The organism is Cellulomonas sp. McL0606 (assembly GCF_058248365.1).
In genome coordinates this window covers 3166897-3182818 of sequence record NZ_CM177779.1, presented here as the reverse complement: position 1 = coordinate 3182818, position 15922 = coordinate 3166897, and the positions used below count along the sequence as shown (strand labels likewise).

Sequence of the window (15922 nt, the reverse complement as noted above, 5' to 3'; positions counted from 1 at the left end):
TCGTGACCGTCCGCCACCGGCGCTCTCGTCGGACACCGCCGTGTGCGCCTCATCGACGATGACGAGATCCGGGCAGTGGTTGAGGAACTCGGCGCGGTGCCGGTCGGACTTGATGAAGTCTGTCGAGACGACGACATGGGGGTACCGGTCGAACAAGGACTCGTCCATCATCAGATCGCGCTCGAGCCGGTGAACCGTGGAGGTGAGGACGAGCGGCCTGGATCGAAAACTTCGTAGCGAGCTCGGCCTGCCACTGCTCGGCGAGAGCGGGGCTGCAAAGCACCGCGAGCCGTTTCGCGTCACCCTGCGCCAGCAATTCGGCCGCGATCAGCCCTGCCTCGACGGTCTTGCCGATGCCGACGTCGTCGGCGATGAGGAGCCTCACGGTCTGCTGACGTAGGGCCATGAGCAGCGGGACGAGCTGGTACGCACGGGGCTCCACGGCGATGCCGGCGATAGACCGGAACGGTCCGGCCGACGAGCGAAACCCCAGCTGGAGGGCTGTGCGCAGCAGGCCGGCGCTCGTGGCGTCGCCCAGGTCGTCGGGGCTCGGCAGTGGGTACGTGGCGTCCTCGACCGCCTCGAGCGCAGTGTGCAGGCCGGCGACGTCGTCGTTGCCTCCACCCAAAGGGCGCAGGAGCAGGAACTCGGCGTCGCTGTCGGGCAGCACGACCCACTCCCGGCCGCGTGCACGCACGAGGGATCCGGCTGCATACGTCGTCGTCATCGTGTGCTCTCCAACGTCACGTGCGGGGTGTGCCGAATACGGATGGGTAGCGGCCGACGACGGCCTCCCAGGCGTCGTCGTGGCGAATGCGGACAACCATCCAGCCGAGGTCCTCGAGACGTTCCTGCGCGGCGGCGTCGCGCTCCTGCTGCGTCACGCCGTCGTGCACGGGGCCGTCCACGAAGACGGCGACCGGCCCTGTGGCCAGGTCGAACACCAGGTCAGGTCTGGCCCGTGCATCATCGACGGGCACCTGCGCACGGTCGGGGAGCCGGTAGGCGTGCGCGTCGAGCCAGTCGACGAACGAGCGTTCCAGGCTCGAGTCGGCCAGCGCCGCCAGCGAGTCGCGCTGATCGGCCCGTGAGCGTCCGCCCGCGCCTGCGCGGACCTCTGTGCTGGCGAGCTCGAGCAGCAAATCGCGTACCAGGTGCCGGTCGATGAACGAGTGCTCGTGCTGGTTGCTGTACGCGAGGAGGCACTCGTAGCACGCCAGTTCGCATCGCTCGGTACCGGGGGCGGCGTCGGGTGCGTGGCCGAGATCCTGGCCTGTCTGTGGGTCGAAGTGGGTGATCTCGAGTGCCTTGCGGGCCACCCGAGCGAGTGTCCCGCGTTCGCTGATGAGCCGCCGCAGGGCGCCTGCACCACCCTCGGCGGCCTCCGTGAAGAGCATTCGCGCACGTCCGTCGAGGTCGGGCAGGCGCTGAGTTTCAGCTCGGAGTCCTCGAGCTGGAACATGGCTTCGGCGCCGCGCTCGAGCGCGAACCGCAAGGTAATGGCCGTGGCGTCGTCGACGGGGCGTGCCAGTCGTAGTAGCAGGATGTTGCGGCGGTCCTCGACGTACGGGATGACCTTGAGCACCTTCTGCACGTCCTCGAGAGACGGCATCCCTTCGGTGTCGACGGTCGCGTCGGTCGCGTCCTTCTTCTGCGCCCACCGCCCTGTTGTCGCGTCGAGGAAGAAGCCGCGGTCTGCCGCGTCCTTGCGGCGTCGTCTGCCGACATTGGCAACCCGAATTGTCGCGCTGTCGCCGTAGGTGAGGACGGCTGACGGTGTGCCGGAGCGATCGGTGGCGGCCGCGTCGACCCGGCCAGGTCGGTCGCCATGATCATGGAACCGGTAGGACACCTCGAGCTCGAACCCGGCGCGGCGTCGTTCTTCCTCGTCGCTGCTGATTCGTTCGCGCCGGCGCGTGAAGACCGTCTGGAGCCGCAGCAGGCCATAGGTCTTGAGGCCGAGCTGCTTGCCGCACGAGTCGCACACGTCGGTGCCTACTGACACGGGATGGTGGTAGCCGCACGCTTCGCAGCGGCGGGCTTCCTCGGTCTCGGCGATGCCTGCCTGCTCAGTCGACCGAGGCAGCTGGACGCGTTCGACCTCGTAGCGGGCGCCCTCGTGGTAGATCAGCGAGCCGGGTCCGAACTCGCTGATCGCGAGGAACCGTGGGCGCTGCAGGTAGTCGCCGTCCCGTTTTCCGCGTCCCCCCGGGATGTAGGCCGCCAGCGGTAGACGTGGGAACGAGTAGCCGGGCAGGAACCCCTCGGATGCGAAGTAGCGGTAGGAGTAGAAGTCGGTCTGGCCGTTCTCCGAGTCCTCGTTGCGCAGGAGTGCGAGCTGGTTCTTGGACTCCCACGCCCGCCGAGAGGCCGCGTCCTTCTCGGTGCGTGGTGCTCGGGGATCGACCGCGGTTGTTCTGGGCGTGGTACTCGACCAGTGCGGTCCGGTAGAGCAGGCGCCACCGGTCGAGGGCCGTGTCGAAGGCCGTCGGGGCGTTCTTGACCTGGTCGGCCACCCAGCCGTCGTACCACCACATGACTTGGTCGTTGCCGCCGTCCCATGAGGTGCGCAACCCGTCGATAACCGCCTCGGCCCGCCGCGTGGCTCGCCGTTGCGCGTCCTGCTCGGTCAGGGCCTTCCACACTTCGGGGATGACGTCGAGGGTGGGCAGTTCCCCGGATGCGTCGACGATGTCAGTGATCCGTGACTTCAGGGACTGCCCGGTTTCGGCGAGCCAGATCGCGTGGACGTGCGACCGCACGAGATCCTCGTTCGCTAGGTCGAGGCGAGGGGCTGCGACCGACCCAGCCACCATCTCCCGGGAGTTCCGGAAGTAGTACGTGTCGTGCGCGTTGCCTGTGGCGCAGTAGGTGACGACAAGGGCCGGCTGACCGCTGCGACCGGCCCGCCCGGACCGCTGCGCGTAGTTGGCGGGCGTTGGGGGCACGTTCCGCAGCCCGACGGCGTTGAGGCTTGCGATGTCGACGCCGAGGCTCCATCGTCGGCGAACAGAAGAGCAGGGGGAGACTGCCGTCGCGGAAGTCGTGCTCGCGTTCCTCGCGCTGTCGCGCGGTGACCTGAGCGGTGTGTTCCATCGCGTGCATCCCGCGAAGCCCTTCGGCGACCTCGCGGTACAAGCGGGCGAAGAACGGGTTGACCCGGATGACCGCCTCGCTGTCGGTGCTCTTGCGCAAAGGATCTTCGGTGCCCTTGGCGCCGTCGCCGGCACGCCAGCGGATCGCGGACGCTTTGAGCCGGTAGCCGGGTACGCCCTCGACGGGGTCCGCCTGGGTGAGGAGTCCGCCGTCATCGCACAGGACGCGGAACATGTCCCGGATGATGAGTTCGGCGTCATCGGTGCTGAGGTCGCGCCCGAGTGCGGCATCCCGTCGCAGGTAGCGGCCGAAAGCAGATCGGCCGGAAACGAATAGGTCGTTCCAGCCCTTCTTCTTGGTCGTCGATCGCGGGTAGACGACACCGGCGGCGACGACCTTTTCGTCCTCCGGGAGCGCCCACTGCCCGCTCAGGTGCTGGCGCGAGTCGCGCTGAATCTGCTCGAACCCGAGCTGTGTCAAGCAGTCCACGTCGACCGCCAGCACACGGCGCATCTCGTGCAGGAGGATCGCGCACAGCTCTTCGCGGAGCGCCGCCGGGGCATCGCGGAGCTTTTGGATGGGTGGTGTCCCAGACGTCGTCGGTTGCCGCGATCTCGGGTAGGTCGACGTAGCTGACGCGCAGCAGCCCGGTCTGCTCGAGGTTGGGCATCGTGATGCGCCAGCCGCGCTGGAGGTCGGCGTAGATGCGGTACTCGACGACTGATCGGAGAGCGCGAAGGGCGGATTCCTTGGCCGAGAACCGGGCGTCGGGGTTCGCGGCGAAGTCGCTCATCTCCAGGTGTAGCGCTTCGGCGACGCGTTGTGCGACGACTTCGTGTGTCAGGCCGTCGGGGTGCTCATCGAGCGCTCTGAACAGGGCGCCGCGGGCTGTGAGACCTGGACGAAGTCGTTGAAGTGCCCGGCCTGCAGCGAGGCATCTTGCCGGTTGTCGACGAACGTCAGCAGCTTGCGGGCGTCGGCCGCGAGCTCGCTCGGCCCGAGCTGCTCGAGGGAGCGCACGATGCTGGCGCTGACAACGGTGACGGCCGATGATCGGCCCTCGCGGTCGAGGGTCGCGAGTTTGGCGTAGTCGTTGCCGCGGATCTGCTCGTACGAGACGCGGCACCGCATGCAGAACGCGAAGGGGGTCGAGATGAACCACGCGCGCAGACCGGCACCCGGGGTCGTGACGGACCCGTCTGCAGCGACCCAGACTTCCGTCGGCAGGTACTTCTCCTTCGTCGCGAGAACCTCGGTGGCGCCAGCTGCGTCGGTTGTGAGCCAGTGGTCGGGCAGTCGGTTCTCGAGCACCGGGTCGGCCGGCCACGGGAGGTCCGCAGACACGTACAGGTAGCCGGTGACCGCGTCTCCGCCCGAGGCGTCGGCGTCCTGCCGGGGGACGAACGCCTCGCGCGACCCAGCCGTCTTGGCGACGACCAGGTAGTCCTGGCCGCACTCGCGGCAGAACCCGAGCGGGAGGAGGGCCTTGCTGGCCTCGCCGGGGACGCGCTGGTACGTGCTGGTGATGTAGCGGGTGTCTTCGGGCTCGAGCGAGACATAGACGGTGTCGCCCTTGGACAGGAATTGGTGCAGACGGAACGCGAACAGGGGTCGGTTCGTTGCGGGATCTCGCTTGCTCGATCCGACTAGCAGCGTGGACCGGATTGCTTCGGCCGCCTCGTCTTCGTCCACGTCCGCCGCCTCGGCGAGCAGCTTTGCCGCGGCTGTGACAGTCGTTGGCTTTCGCCGGACGAGCCGCCCGCTCTGCGGTTCGGTGTCGAGGCCGAACGTCGACTCGATCCATCGTGCGAGAGGGTTGTCGGCGACCCGTCCGTACGGCTCATCGGAGAGCCGAGCGGCCTCACGTACGGCGACCTTGAGGCTCTCGTCGGTTACGGGGTCGTGGGAGGTGGCGCGCGTCAGCGTCTCGCCGATCACGCGCTCAGGGGTCACCTCCGCGCCGAAGAGCCGTGTCGCGACGTCGGCGACGGTCGACTTCTGCTCCTGAACCGAGCCGCCCGACGCCATCGTCGCCGAGGTCCCGATGACCTGGAGGCTCTCCGACGAGCATGCGTCACGCAGTCGTCGGACGAGCAGCGCGACGTCCGCACCCTGGCGTCCGCGGTAGGTGTGCAGCTCATCGAGGACAAGGAATCGCAGGTCGTGAGCCGCGCGAATCAGGTGAAGTCGCTCGTCGGGGCGGGTGAGCACCAGCTCGAGCATGACGTAGTTGGTGAGGAGGATGTCGGGCGGGTTGGCCAAGATCTCGCGGCGGCGTTCGTCCTTCTCCTGCCCGGTGTACCTGGCGAACGTCACCGGCTCCTGGCCGGCCGGGTAGCCGAACTGGAGGAACTTCTCGAGCTCGAGCGTCTGGGAGTTCGCGAGGGCGTTCATCGGGTACACGACGATCGCCTTGACGCCGGGAACGCGTACGCCGCCGGCCGCGTCTCGCTCACGCAAGACGCTGTCGACGATGGGCACGATGTAGGCGAGGGACTTGCCGGACCCGGTGCCGGTCGTGAGCGTGTAGGACTGGCCTGATCGCGCGGTTTCGATCGCCTCACGCTGGTGGCGGTGCAGAGTCAGCGTCGCTGTGCCGGGATCTTCACGGTGCTGCTTCACGCGGAAGATTCGCTCGGTCTCCGAGTGGAGCAGTCCTTCGGCGACAAGGTCGGTCACCGTGCCGCCGGTCGCGAACGTCGGGTTCAGGCTCAGCCACGGGTCGGGCCACTGGGAGCCGCCGTCGAGCAGCCGCGTGACGTGCTCGGCGATGCGCCGGTCGCGGACCTCAACCGATCCGGACGTGAAGCCGCGGTAGTCGCTGATGAGGCGATCGCGGATCCGGAAGACGTCCACAGCGCTGTGACCCCCTCGTTGGCGAATGCGGCGAGATTGAGTCTGCCACCCAGGACCGACGTCCTGGTGCAACGCTGCACGTCGCGGGCGGATTTGGCGTACAAGTCCGGTTCGCGGCGAGCGCGGCTCCCGCGCGGAACGGCACCGCACGTGCGGGTTCAGGAGGTGAAGTCGGGGTTCTATGACGAAGTCCATGTGCGCGTCGGTGCGCCCTGGCAGGATCCGCAATGTGACCAAGGACGAACAGGCAGCGGGCAAGAACGACGCAACTCCGGGTGCGCATTGGATTCGCGCGGCGCTCCAGGTCAACCCGTACTCCTACAAGGGCAAGAACCAGCCGTCGACGTCCTTTGCCGACGAGGACGACTACAACCGCGCGCTACTTGACGAGTGCGAGGCGCTAGGCATCGGCCTGATCGCGATCACCGACCACTGGTGTGTCGACAGTGCCAAGGGCCTCATTGAAGAGGCCACGGCACGCGGAATCGTCGCCCTACCGGGCTTCGAGGCCAACTCGGCCGAGGGTGTCCACATCCTCGTCATTTTCGAGGTCGGCACCGATCTGTCCTCTGTAAACGCCGCGATCGGTGCTTGCGGCGTCCAGCCGATGTGCGAGAACGGGACCACCGGCAGCTCCTCTCAAGGAGATCTTGGAGGTGATGACCGCCAGGGGTGCGCTGGTCGTCCCCGCCCACATCAACGTCCCGAAAAGCGGGATGCTGACCAGTCGCTCGGGGCCGCCGCTAGTTGCGATGGTGAAGGACACGAATCTTCATGCTGTCGCCGTGAGCCCGGACGAGGCGGACGCTGCTGACCAGGCCCTGATCGTCGCGGGAACGAAGCCCTACGACCGGATGCATCCCTTGGCAGTCATCCACGCCGACGACATCGTTCACCCAAGTCAGCTGAAGGATCTAGGCGCGACATCCTGGTTCAAGGTCAGCAGTTCCCGAGCGGCGAGTCTCAAGCTCGCGGTTCGGACTCCCGAGACGCGAATCTCGCTACATGATCCGTCTGGCGCGCCACGCACACTCATCACGCAGATCAGTTGGACGGGAGGATTCCTTGACGGGGTTGTGATTCCAATCTCGAGCGATCTCACCGCCCTAATCGGGGGTCGCGGTACGGGCAAGTCGACGGTGATTGAGAGCCTTCGCTACGCCTTGGGACTTGAGCCGATCGGAGCGGAGGCAAAGGCCGACCACAAGTCCGTTGTCGAGAAGGTCCTGCGGTCCGGCACAGTTGTGAAGGTCGAGGTCGAGGCCGTATCACCAGCACCCCGCCGGTTCACGATTGAGCGCGTCGTGCCCGGCCTGCCAGTCGTCCGCGACGCCGCCGGTACGGCGACGAAGCAGCAACCGCTCGATGTGACCGGACTGGTCGAAGTGTTTGGACAGCACGAACTTGCTGAGCCGCGAGCAGCCCCGCGAGCGTCGCCGAGATGCTTCACCGCTTCGCCGGCACTGGCCGGATCGGCGATGCTCATGCCGACACCCGCGCGAAGTTGTCCGAGAACCGCGCGAGCCTCGCGCAGGCCGAGCAGGCACGCGCGAAGCTTCCAAGAGGAGCTCGCTGACATCCCCCGACTTGAGGAACAAGTCCAGCAGTTCACTGAGACGGACGTCGCCAACCGCCTGAAAGACCTCCAGCGCATCAGTCGCGACGAGTCCGTGTTTTCGGAGGCCATCCAGCGAATCGATGTCACAGCAGAGGCCGCGGCAGAGTTCGCCAGACCGCAGCTACACGCTGCACTCGTCGCAGAATACGAGAGTCTTGATGATTCCCCACAGGATGCGCGCCTGCAGCGCGCAGCGGCCGCAACCACTGCGCTCGCTGTCGCTCTGTCCGCACTCGCAGATCAGGCCGCCGCGGCGATCGCGGAGGCGCGATCCCAGATCACGATTGCGAAGACGGACTGGGAGGCTGCCGTCAGGGCGCAACGAGACGGTCACGCGGAAGTCCTCCGCAAGCTCCATGACGAGGGACTCGAACCAGACAAGTACCTGGACTGCGCGAAGGCGCTCGGTGACCTGAAAGCGAAGGAGCCCCGGCTCGCCAGCCACGATGAGGCTCTCCGAAATCTGCAGAAGATACGTGACGGCCTGCTCGGTGAGCTCGCCGCAAGTGAGCTCCGCGAGGTCGATCGACTCCACGATGCGGTCCGGGCCGCCAACCTCGCGACCGGAGGCGTTGTTGTTGTTCGCCCGATTGCCGGACCCGATCGAGGGCAGTTCACCGAACTCATAGGCCACCACATCTCTGGTGCCCGCACCCAGATCACCGCCGCCGTCAGCGCTGACGACTTCGCTCCAAGAGCGTTTGTAGCGGCGGCCCGTGGAGGCGCGACCGGGCTGGAAAAGCTTGGCATCCGGGGCGCTCAGGCGAGCAACCTGATCAGCGCCGGCGAGCCCCTGTTCCGGCGCCTCGAGGAGATGTCGGTCGGCTACGCCGTTGAGGTGCGCCTAGACGTCTCGTCCAACGGTGGGTCGCGCGAGTACAGGACGATTGACTCTCTATCAAAGGGCCAGCGAGCCACCGCGTTGCTGTTGCTGCTCCTCGGGGTCTCTACCGCTCCGCTCTTGATCGACCAGCCTGAAGACGACCTCGACAACCGGTTCGTCTACGAGGGAGTTGTCGCCCACCTGCGCAAGCTGAAGGGCGTCCGCCAAATCATTGCCAGCACGCACAACGCCAACGTGCCCGTCTTAGGCGATGCCGAGCTGATCGTTGCCCTCGAGGGCGATGGGCAGCGTGGCAAGCCGGCAGCCGACGGCATCGGGTCGCTCGACGACGCGCCAATCCGGGCCCTCGCCGAGAACATCCTTGAAGGTGGGCCGGCGGCGTTCAATGCAAGGCAGCATCTGTACGGCTTCTAGCGCTGCGCGAGTCCAGGCACGCATGCGGGTCTGGGACGCTCTGAGTGGTAGCCCTGGCGGACGATCGACGCGGTGGGGCCCGAGGTAAGACCTGAGGTGGAGTAGATGCCCGGCAGTTACGAGAAACCGATCACGATCGAGAGCGCGATCAGGAGCATCGTTGAGCGCCGATACCTGTTGCCGTCGATCCAGCGCAACTTCACATGGAAGGCGGACCAGATCTGCCGGTTGTTCGACTCGGTGATGCGGCACTACCCGGTCAACAGCCTGATGCTCTGGCGCGTCGACTCGTCCGCGGTGCGCGACGGCTTTCGCTTCTACACATTCCTCGAGAGGTACGTCGAGAGGTTCGCCGAGAACAACCCCATCTTCGATACGAAGGGGCATGGCGAGTTCTACGCCGTCATGGACGGCCAACAGAGGCTGACCTCGCTCTACATCGGGCTGAAGGGCACCTACGCGGTGAAGAAGCACCGCCTGTGGTGGCCGAAGGCATACGATCCGGCCGTCCTGCCGCCGCGGAAGCTCTATCTCAATCTGGCTGCGCCAATCGACCCGGAGTCAAACGAGGGTCAGATGCTGCACGACTTCCAGTTCCTCACGGCGGACGGGTTCGCGAAGAAGCCAAACGACGCGGAGAACGTCTGGTTCGAGGTCGGCCGGATCCTGAACCTTCCGGCAGTCGAGACCGACGACGAGATCCTCGACCACGTCCTCGCCTACCTCGACGGCACCGGCCATGCCGGCAACGCACACGCGAGGAGGACGCTTCTGCGCCTCTACCACGCGGTCCGCCGGGAGCAGAGCCTGACGTACTACGTCGAAGAGAGCCAAGACATCGATCGGGTGCTCGACATCTTCATCCGGACCAACCAGGGTGGGACGCCCCTCTCGTTCTCCGACCTGCTGATGTCGATCACTTCCGCGCACTGGGAGGACGCGCGAGAGCGCGTCGACGGAGCCGTGAACCTGGTGCGAGCCCAGTTCCTCTTCTCCGTGGACCGGGACTTCGTGATGAAGACCGCGGTCATGGTCACGGAGGCAGAAGTCCGGTTCCAGGTGAAGAACTTCGACGCCACGAACGTCGAACGGATCAGAGAGTCATGGGACGACATCCGCGACGCAATCGTCGAGTCGTTCCGACTGGTGAGTTCGTTCGGGCTGAACGACGCCTCCCTGCGCGCGAAGAACGCCGTGATCCCGATCGTCTACTACCTGTACCACCAGGGCCGGGACCTCGACGCAGGCCGCCGCGGCTTGTTCACCACGATCAACACGCCGATCCGCCACGGCAACGACCGCACTGAGATCCGGCAGTGGCTCCTGATGTCACTCCTGCAGGGCGTGTTCGGCCGTGCCGGCGACGCCCTGCTCAACGCCCTGCGAGCGATCATCAGGACCAACCTCGGTGGCGGCACTTTCCCACTGACGCCGATCATGACCACGTTCCGCGGGACCGCGCGCGATCTCACCTTCGACACTGAGTTCATCGATCGGCTGCTGCGGACCCAAAAGGACGATCCGGCGTGCTACGCAATCCTCGCGCTGCTACAGCCGGACGTGGACATCCATCAGACCCTGCACATCGACCATCTCCACCCCGCAGCCTCGTTCAGCAGCGCCATGCTCGACGCGACGCAGTTCATCTCCGCGGACGCCGAGTTGCGGGCGTTCTATCGGGACCGTGAGAACTGGAACGCGGTCGTCAACCTGCACCTGCTCACCGAGGCGGAGAACACCTCCAAACAAGCCAAGCCCCTCAAGGACTGGCTCGAACCGCTCCAAGGAAAGACGACCCTCGACCCGATGATCCCGCCAGGAACTGACCTATCGTTCGAAGCCTTTCCAGGATTCATCGAGGCACGCAGTCGAGTAATTCGTGAGCGTCTAGAAGGCTCGTCGGGACGTAGACAACGGACCACAGGACAGCTTGAATCATCAGTTCTCGCTGAGGAGGACGAGTAGTTCCGAGTCGGGACTACCGATCAGTACAGCTTGCCGCGATCCACAGAGCCCAGCCCAGCGCGCGCCGATCTCTCGTCCACGCGGGCATTGCCATAGGCGCGCGCGGATGACCGGATTGCCGCATCCGCGGAGTGCGCGCCGGTCTCGGAGACGCCGAGGCCAGCATCGCCGCAGCCGTACCCGGCGTCCGCACGGGCCCTGCGCCGAGCAGGGGCGCCCTGATCTTCGGCCTAGCCCCTGCCGCTCCTCGGCGTCAACGACGTCCTGCAGGTCCAACTGCCCGACCTATACGCCGGGGACGCCCGAGCCACTGCGAACGACGACCCCTCCGCAGAAGCCGTCGAAGGCTCCGAACGCATTGCACAAGTCCTGGCAAGCGCGCTACGGCAACGCACCCGATGATTCCGAACTCGCCGTAGGCGCCGATCGCGTGCGGCCAACGTCCGCTGAAGGCGCAGCTCTGCTTGAAGACGTCCGCGACAAGTCCCTGTTGTATAACGACGCCCGCTCAGTCCTGCGCCAGACGATCGGTCAGGCACTCCACGACGCCTACGTGGGCGAACAGCGACGCCGCGGCCGACCGCCGATCGCGGTTGGTTCCACCACTCGACGCCTGTCTGCCTTTGCCAACGCGCTCGACCGCCTGTGGCCGACATTCAGCCCAGAAGAGTTCCTGCGGAGGTCGACGCCGGGTGGTGGCGATCTCCGGTACGAGCCGCCTTGTGGCGCTCGCTTTCGAGGATGTCTGCGAGCTCCAGGAGCACCCACTGCTCGTACTCGGTCAACTCCTGCGGGACCGTGACGGTCAGCCAGTCATCCAAGACGAAACTGAACTGCGCCCCGCGGAACTTCTCGTGCTCCGTTCGTGCCTTGCTCATCAGATCCTCCTCATTCAGGCGCCACACCACGTGACGCGACGGATACGGTCCGAAGGGGACCTCCGGACGGCAATGAGGCACACGGTCGGGCACTTCGGCAGTGGTCGACGGACTCACGGGACATGAGAAGCCGCCTACCCCAACCCCCATCGTGCGATTCGCACGTCCACGCCGGGGAACCATGGCGAGGGGTCTGCGGATGCGTAGGCGCGAGGCACTTCGACCGCCCTGGGGAAGGGCGCCGCGAGCCACGGCTCACCTCTGCGATCGATAGATTCCGTCCGTACCGCGGTCGAGCCGTCCCTCCATGACGGCGAGTGTCAGCGCGGAGGCAAGCCGGGCGCGGATGGAATCAGTTCGACGTCGGCCACCGAACATCTGGAGCGCGGCGAGCATGGTCTCCTCGTCGGTCATCCCGCCGGACTCCTCCGCGCAGATGCGCATGGCGTTGGCGATCTCGTTCAGGGAGATCTCCTCGAGCGGCCGGATTTCCCCGGATGCCGGTGTGCGGGCGAATGCCCACGCGGTCGGGTCCGCGCCGCTGGGCCAGTAGAAGCCGTCCCCGTGTGCAGGGAGGTGTTCGCTTGGCACTGCGCGCAGGATGGCGCGTTTGCGGTCCTCGTTCACGCGGCTCAGTTCGAATGCGCTCGCGACCAGCTTGGCCAATCGATCGGGCTGGATGGGCCCTTCCGCTTCGATCGCCGCCTGTGCGGCACGCGCCACTCGAGCCGCGGCGTTGCTGTACGGAAGGTCGTCGAGGACAGCTCGGTCACCAAGTCGGCCGGGGCTCCACTCGTGGAAGTCACGGACCAGCGGGTGGCGGGCGCGTGGGCGTGAGGCTGTGGCGGGCTGCGTTCTCAGGAGCGACGGTGTGCTGTTGGGTTCAGTGTCGACCGCAGTCAGTGGACTTGTCGGGGTCGGTGATGCCGACGCCGGTTCGTGCGCCTCAGCTTGTGTCTCGCGTGCGGTGGTGACGGACTTCTTCAGCCTGTCGAGGGTTCCTTGGCGATCTTGAATCCATTCGGGGAGCCAGACGCGTTCGACGCCCGGCCATCGCATCATGGCTTTCAGCACGTCGACGGGCAGCCCATCTCGGTCGGCCACGGTCCGTCGCGAGCGCCAGTTCGGGCCGTCCAGGAGGATCGCCAGCAATGGCTGTTCTGGATGCTCGGCGTCGGCGACGGAGATGTCGACGCGGAAGTCGGATAGGCCGACGTCGGTGCGCACGGCGAAACCGGCGAGCCTGAGCTCTTCGCCGATGTCGTCTCTGTGTCGGTCGATGACGGGTTGGCGGTGGCTTCCGTCCTGCACGGCGTCGACGCCCCGGGCCGCTAGTTCGAGGTAGGACTTCAGGTGCTTGGTGCCCACCTGCGTCGTCTCCTCGGCCCGGAGCTGGCTGGGGTCGAAGCTCGCGTACAGGACGACCTGTCGACGGGCGCGCGTCACGGCGACATTGAGACGGCGCTCTCCGCCTGGCTTGGAGAGTGGGCCGAAGTTGAGCGGGACGACGCCCTTGTCGTTGGCGCTGAAAGCGACGGAGAACAGGATGCAGTCGCGCTCGTCGCCCTGGACGTTCTCGAGGTTCTTCACGAATAGGCCGTCGGGTTGGTCGAGGGCGTGGACGATCCTGTCGTCGCCGCTGTCGCGGAGGAGGTTCTCGATGAGGTCGCGCTGCTGGGCGTTGAATGTGATGATCCCGACTGACGGGACGGTGTCGGGCGACGCCCAGAACCGCTGCCGCACGTCTTCGACGATTGCTTCGGCCTCGACGCGGTTGGTCCTCAGTGAGCGGCCGCGGCCGCCCCGTTCGAAGGTGCCGTTGACGCGGACGAGTGAGACGCCGTAGCCGTCGGGGTGGTCGCGGGTGTCGCGCGGTAGCGGGGCGGGGAACGAGGAGAGTCGGTTCTCGTAGTAGCGCTGGTTGCTGAACGCGATGAGCGACTCATCCTGGCTGCGGTAGTGCCAGGAGAGCCATTTGCTGGGAACACGGGCTTGGACGCACTCGGTGAGGATTGACTCTTCGTCGACGACGTTTTCCGGCAGGTACTCCTCGTCGTCGTCCGCGCTGGCGCTCGCCTCGGCGAACTGCGTGGGTGGCATCTGCTTGCTGTCGCCGACCACGACGACGGATCGTGCGCGGCCCATCGCGCCGACGGCGTCTGCGACCCTGATCTGCGACGCCTCGTCGAATACGACGATGTCGAAGAGGTCGGCGCGCGCGGGGAAGAAGCGTGCGACGGACTCGGGGCTCATCAGTGTGCACGGCATGACTTGGGTGATCAGCTCGCCGAAGTTGTCGAGCAGTGCTCGCACGCTCATGCCGCCTCGCTGTCGGTCCAGCTGGCGGCGTAGGCCACCCATCTGCCCGGACGCGGCACCGGTGCTGAACCGGCGAGATTCGAGGATCGCCTGTGGGAGGGACCGCGGTAGCTCGTTGCGTACGGCGCGCGATGCGGTGGTGAACCGGTCGATGGTTCGGTTGTGGCTGGAGATGTCGAAGTCGCCTAGTGCGGTTGCCTCGGTGCGCTCCTCGACGGATGCGAGTGCGAGGCCGCGGTCGAACGCGATGACGGCTTCGTCGGGTGCGAGGGTGCCGTTCAGCAGGGCGTCGCGTGCTGCGGTGAGGCCGTTCGTCCGCAGCGGTTCGGCTGCGCGGAGGAGGTCGAGCCAACGTTGCATAGTGGTCGTAGTTGCCGCGTTGCGTTCGGCTTGGGTTTGCCACCAGGTGGGAAGGAAGCCCGAGGCGCCGGCCCAGTCTCGGGCTAGCTGATCGTCGACTGCGCCGGTGTGGGTCAGTGCGGACCATGCTGCGGCGACGGCGCTGAGCTCGGCTCTCAGGGCGCCCTGCTGTGAGTTCGTGTAGTACGTGCGGAGCGTGTCGCGCAGTGGCGTTCCGTCAGCGGCCAGTACGTCGCCTGTGGACATCAGCCACGTGATGTCGTCGCGGAGACGCGCTGCCTGGTCGGGGATTGCCGGGTTCCACGAGGCGTCGATGAGGGGGATCGGAATCTTGTGTGTGGCTTCTCGGGTGGCCGAGACGCGGGTGGCGGTGTTCGCCATGTTGGCGGTGAGACTGGAGAGGGTCTTCAGGTCGACGGTGGCTGGCGGGACCGTTAGCAGGTCGCTGAATTGTGCGAGCACGGCGCGGCGGCGCTTCTTGCGTCCGAACAATCCAGAGGTGTCGGCGGCGAGGGCCGCCTGGTGGATCGAGGCAAGGTCGCGGTTCATGACCTCTGGGTGGACCGACTGTCGCCAGATGCTTGTGTCTGAGGTCAGGGTGTCGAGCTCGTGGCGAAGGCTGTCGAGGTGGGCGCGCCACGCGGGTGTGTGCAGGGCGTCGACTGCGTCAATGGGGTGGCGTGGAGCTGCGGCCAGTCGTGCCCATTGCTCGGCTTCGGTCGGCGACGTGAGGCTTCCCAGCAGATGGACTACCGAAGCGCCCGCGGCCTCGAAGGCTGCGAGCGAAGCGTCCAGCTGCCGCCCTGCTGCCGAGACCTTCTCGGCGTCAACTTGTGCTGTGCGTTCGTCGATGAATCGCCAGGGGTGTTGAGGTCGTGGGCGGGCGAGGTCGGCGAACTCCGGGACGCGTCGTAGTGCGGCACGGATTTGGACGACCTGTGCGAGCGTTCCCGACGTGATGAGCGCCCGAGGCACGTCCATCGGGGGGACAGAGTTGTCGGAAGCGAGATCGAAGGCTCGGGCAGAGTAGAGAGAGTGTCCGACGCCGTTGTTCTCGTGGAGGCGGTCGGCATAGATGCTGAGTCGGCGTCGGGAGGCGTCCACGGTCTCGATGTCGGCCTTCATGGCGTCCTCGTCGGCGCGTATGTGCATGTCGAGTGCCGTACGGATTTGGGCTCGTACGGTCGCCGGTCGGGCTCCCTTGTCGTGCAGGTCGAGCGACAGTTCCGCCAAGCCGACGTCCGATAGGCGTCGCTTGACGACGTCGAGCGCGGCGCGCTTCTCGGCGACGAATAGGACGCGCCGGCCGGACGCGAGTGCGCGTGCCAAGAGGTTGGTGATTGTCTGCGATTTGCCGGTTCCGGGTGGGCCTTCAAGGACGAAGGTCTGACCTTGGACGGCGTCATGCACGGCTTCGAGGGGCTGTCGGCCGGCACGGGGACGAGCGTTCCGAGTGCGTCGAGGTCGACTGATGTGCCCGACTCGACGGTGTCGACGAACGGCTCGAGAGGCGAGTGGATCAGGTGCTGTACGAGTGGGTTCGTGGCGAGTGTGGGCCAGTGCTCGTCGAGG

Annotated in this window: 10 protein-coding genes; 5 read left to right on the top strand and 5 right to left on the bottom strand. The window is 66.4% G+C overall.

From position 1 onward, the window contains the following. Nucleotides 1-49: 49 nt before the first annotated feature. On the bottom strand, nucleotides 50-727 hold the full coding sequence (locus AC38ZX_RS16110; protein WP_491295184.1) for a DEAD/DEAH box helicase family protein: 678 nt from the start codon (nucleotides 725-727) through the stop codon (nucleotides 50-52). 16 nt (nucleotides 728-743) lie between these two features. After that, nucleotides 744-1397: a hypothetical protein gene (locus tag AC38ZX_RS16105; protein ID WP_491295183.1), complete on the bottom strand. Its 654-nt coding sequence runs from the start codon at nucleotides 1395-1397 to the stop codon at nucleotides 744-746. Nucleotides 1398-1828: 431 nt separating this feature from the next. Between AC38ZX_RS16105 and AC38ZX_RS16100 the strand changes: the two genes are divergently transcribed. Together AC38ZX_RS16100 and AC38ZX_RS16095 are read left to right on the top strand one after the other, a co-directional pair. Further along, nucleotides 1829-2002 carry a hypothetical protein gene (locus AC38ZX_RS16100; RefSeq protein WP_491295182.1) on the top strand — a complete coding sequence of 58 codons (174 nt, stop codon included), beginning with the start codon at nucleotides 1829-1831 and terminating at the stop codon, nucleotides 2000-2002. A 1043-nt stretch (nucleotides 2003-3045) separates the two neighbouring features. Beyond that, nucleotides 3046-3432, top strand: a complete 387-nt coding sequence (locus AC38ZX_RS16095) for a hypothetical protein (RefSeq protein ID WP_491295181.1) — start codon at nucleotides 3046-3048, stop codon at nucleotides 3430-3432. A gap of 504 nt (nucleotides 3433-3936) precedes the next feature. Here the strand turns inward: AC38ZX_RS16095 and AC38ZX_RS16090 are convergent. After that, on the bottom strand, nucleotides 3937-5952 hold the full coding sequence (locus tag AC38ZX_RS16090) for a DEAD/DEAH box helicase (RefSeq protein ID WP_491295180.1): 2016 nt from the start codon (nucleotides 5950-5952) through the stop codon (nucleotides 3937-3939). Nucleotides 5953-6133: 181 nt separating this feature from the next. On the opposite strand from AC38ZX_RS16090, the gene AC38ZX_RS16085 reads away from it, so the two are divergent. From AC38ZX_RS16085 to AC38ZX_RS16075, 3 genes are all read left to right on the top strand, one after another. Next, nucleotides 6134-6766: a hypothetical protein gene (locus tag AC38ZX_RS16085; protein WP_491295179.1), complete on the top strand. Its 633-nt coding sequence runs from the start codon at nucleotides 6134-6136 to the stop codon at nucleotides 6764-6766. Further along, complete coding sequence (locus tag AC38ZX_RS16080) at nucleotides 6705-8828, top strand: TrlF family AAA-like ATPase (protein ID WP_491295178.1); 2124 nt, start codon at nucleotides 6705-6707, stop codon at nucleotides 8826-8828. The genes AC38ZX_RS16085 and AC38ZX_RS16080 overlap by 62 nt, the downstream gene beginning before the upstream one ends. Before the next feature lie 105 nt (nucleotides 8829-8933). After that, a complete protein-coding gene (locus tag AC38ZX_RS16075; RefSeq protein WP_491295177.1) occupies nucleotides 8934-10793 on the top strand; it encodes a DUF262 domain-containing protein in 1860 nt (619 codons plus the stop codon). A 656-nt stretch (nucleotides 10794-11449) separates the two neighbouring features. Here the strand turns inward: AC38ZX_RS16075 and AC38ZX_RS16070 are convergent. Beyond that, the gene (locus tag AC38ZX_RS16070) at nucleotides 11450-11671 is read right to left on the bottom strand and encodes a hypothetical protein (protein ID WP_491295176.1); all 222 of its coding nucleotides are present in this window, start codon (nucleotides 11669-11671) and stop codon (nucleotides 11450-11452) included. A 255-nt stretch (nucleotides 11672-11926) separates the two neighbouring features. Continuing rightward, nucleotides 11927-15760 (bottom strand): DUF3320 domain-containing protein, encoded by a 3834-nt coding sequence (locus tag AC38ZX_RS16065; protein WP_491295175.1) that lies wholly within the window; start codon nucleotides 15758-15760, stop codon nucleotides 11927-11929. Nucleotides 15761-15922 lie beyond the last annotated feature (162 nt).

What these genes read in the sequence shown, in the direction of transcription:
- AC38ZX_RS16110 (WP_491295184.1), bottom strand. Translation starts at nt 727, where the DNA reads ATGACGACGACGTATGCAGCCGGATCCCTCGTGCGTGCACGCGGCCGG.
- AC38ZX_RS16105 (WP_491295183.1), bottom strand. Translation starts at nt 1,397, where the DNA reads ATGCTCTTCACGGAGGCCGCCGAGGGTGGTGCAGGCGCCCTGCGGCGG.
- AC38ZX_RS16100 (WP_491295182.1), top strand. Translation starts at nt 1,829, where the DNA reads ATGATCATGGAACCGGTAGGACACCTCGAGCTCGAACCCGGCGCGGCG.
- AC38ZX_RS16085 (WP_491295179.1), top strand. Translation starts at nt 6,134, where the DNA reads ATGACGAAGTCCATGTGCGCGTCGGTGCGCCCTGGCAGGATCCGCAAT.
- AC38ZX_RS16080 (WP_491295178.1), top strand. Translation starts at nt 6,705, where the DNA reads ATGGTGAAGGACACGAATCTTCATGCTGTCGCCGTGAGCCCGGACGAG.
- AC38ZX_RS16075 (WP_491295177.1), top strand. Translation starts at nt 8,934, where the DNA reads ATGCCCGGCAGTTACGAGAAACCGATCACGATCGAGAGCGCGATCAGG.
- AC38ZX_RS16070 (WP_491295176.1), bottom strand. Translation starts at nt 11,671, where the DNA reads ATGAGCAAGGCACGAACGGAGCACGAGAAGTTCCGCGGGGCGCAGTTC.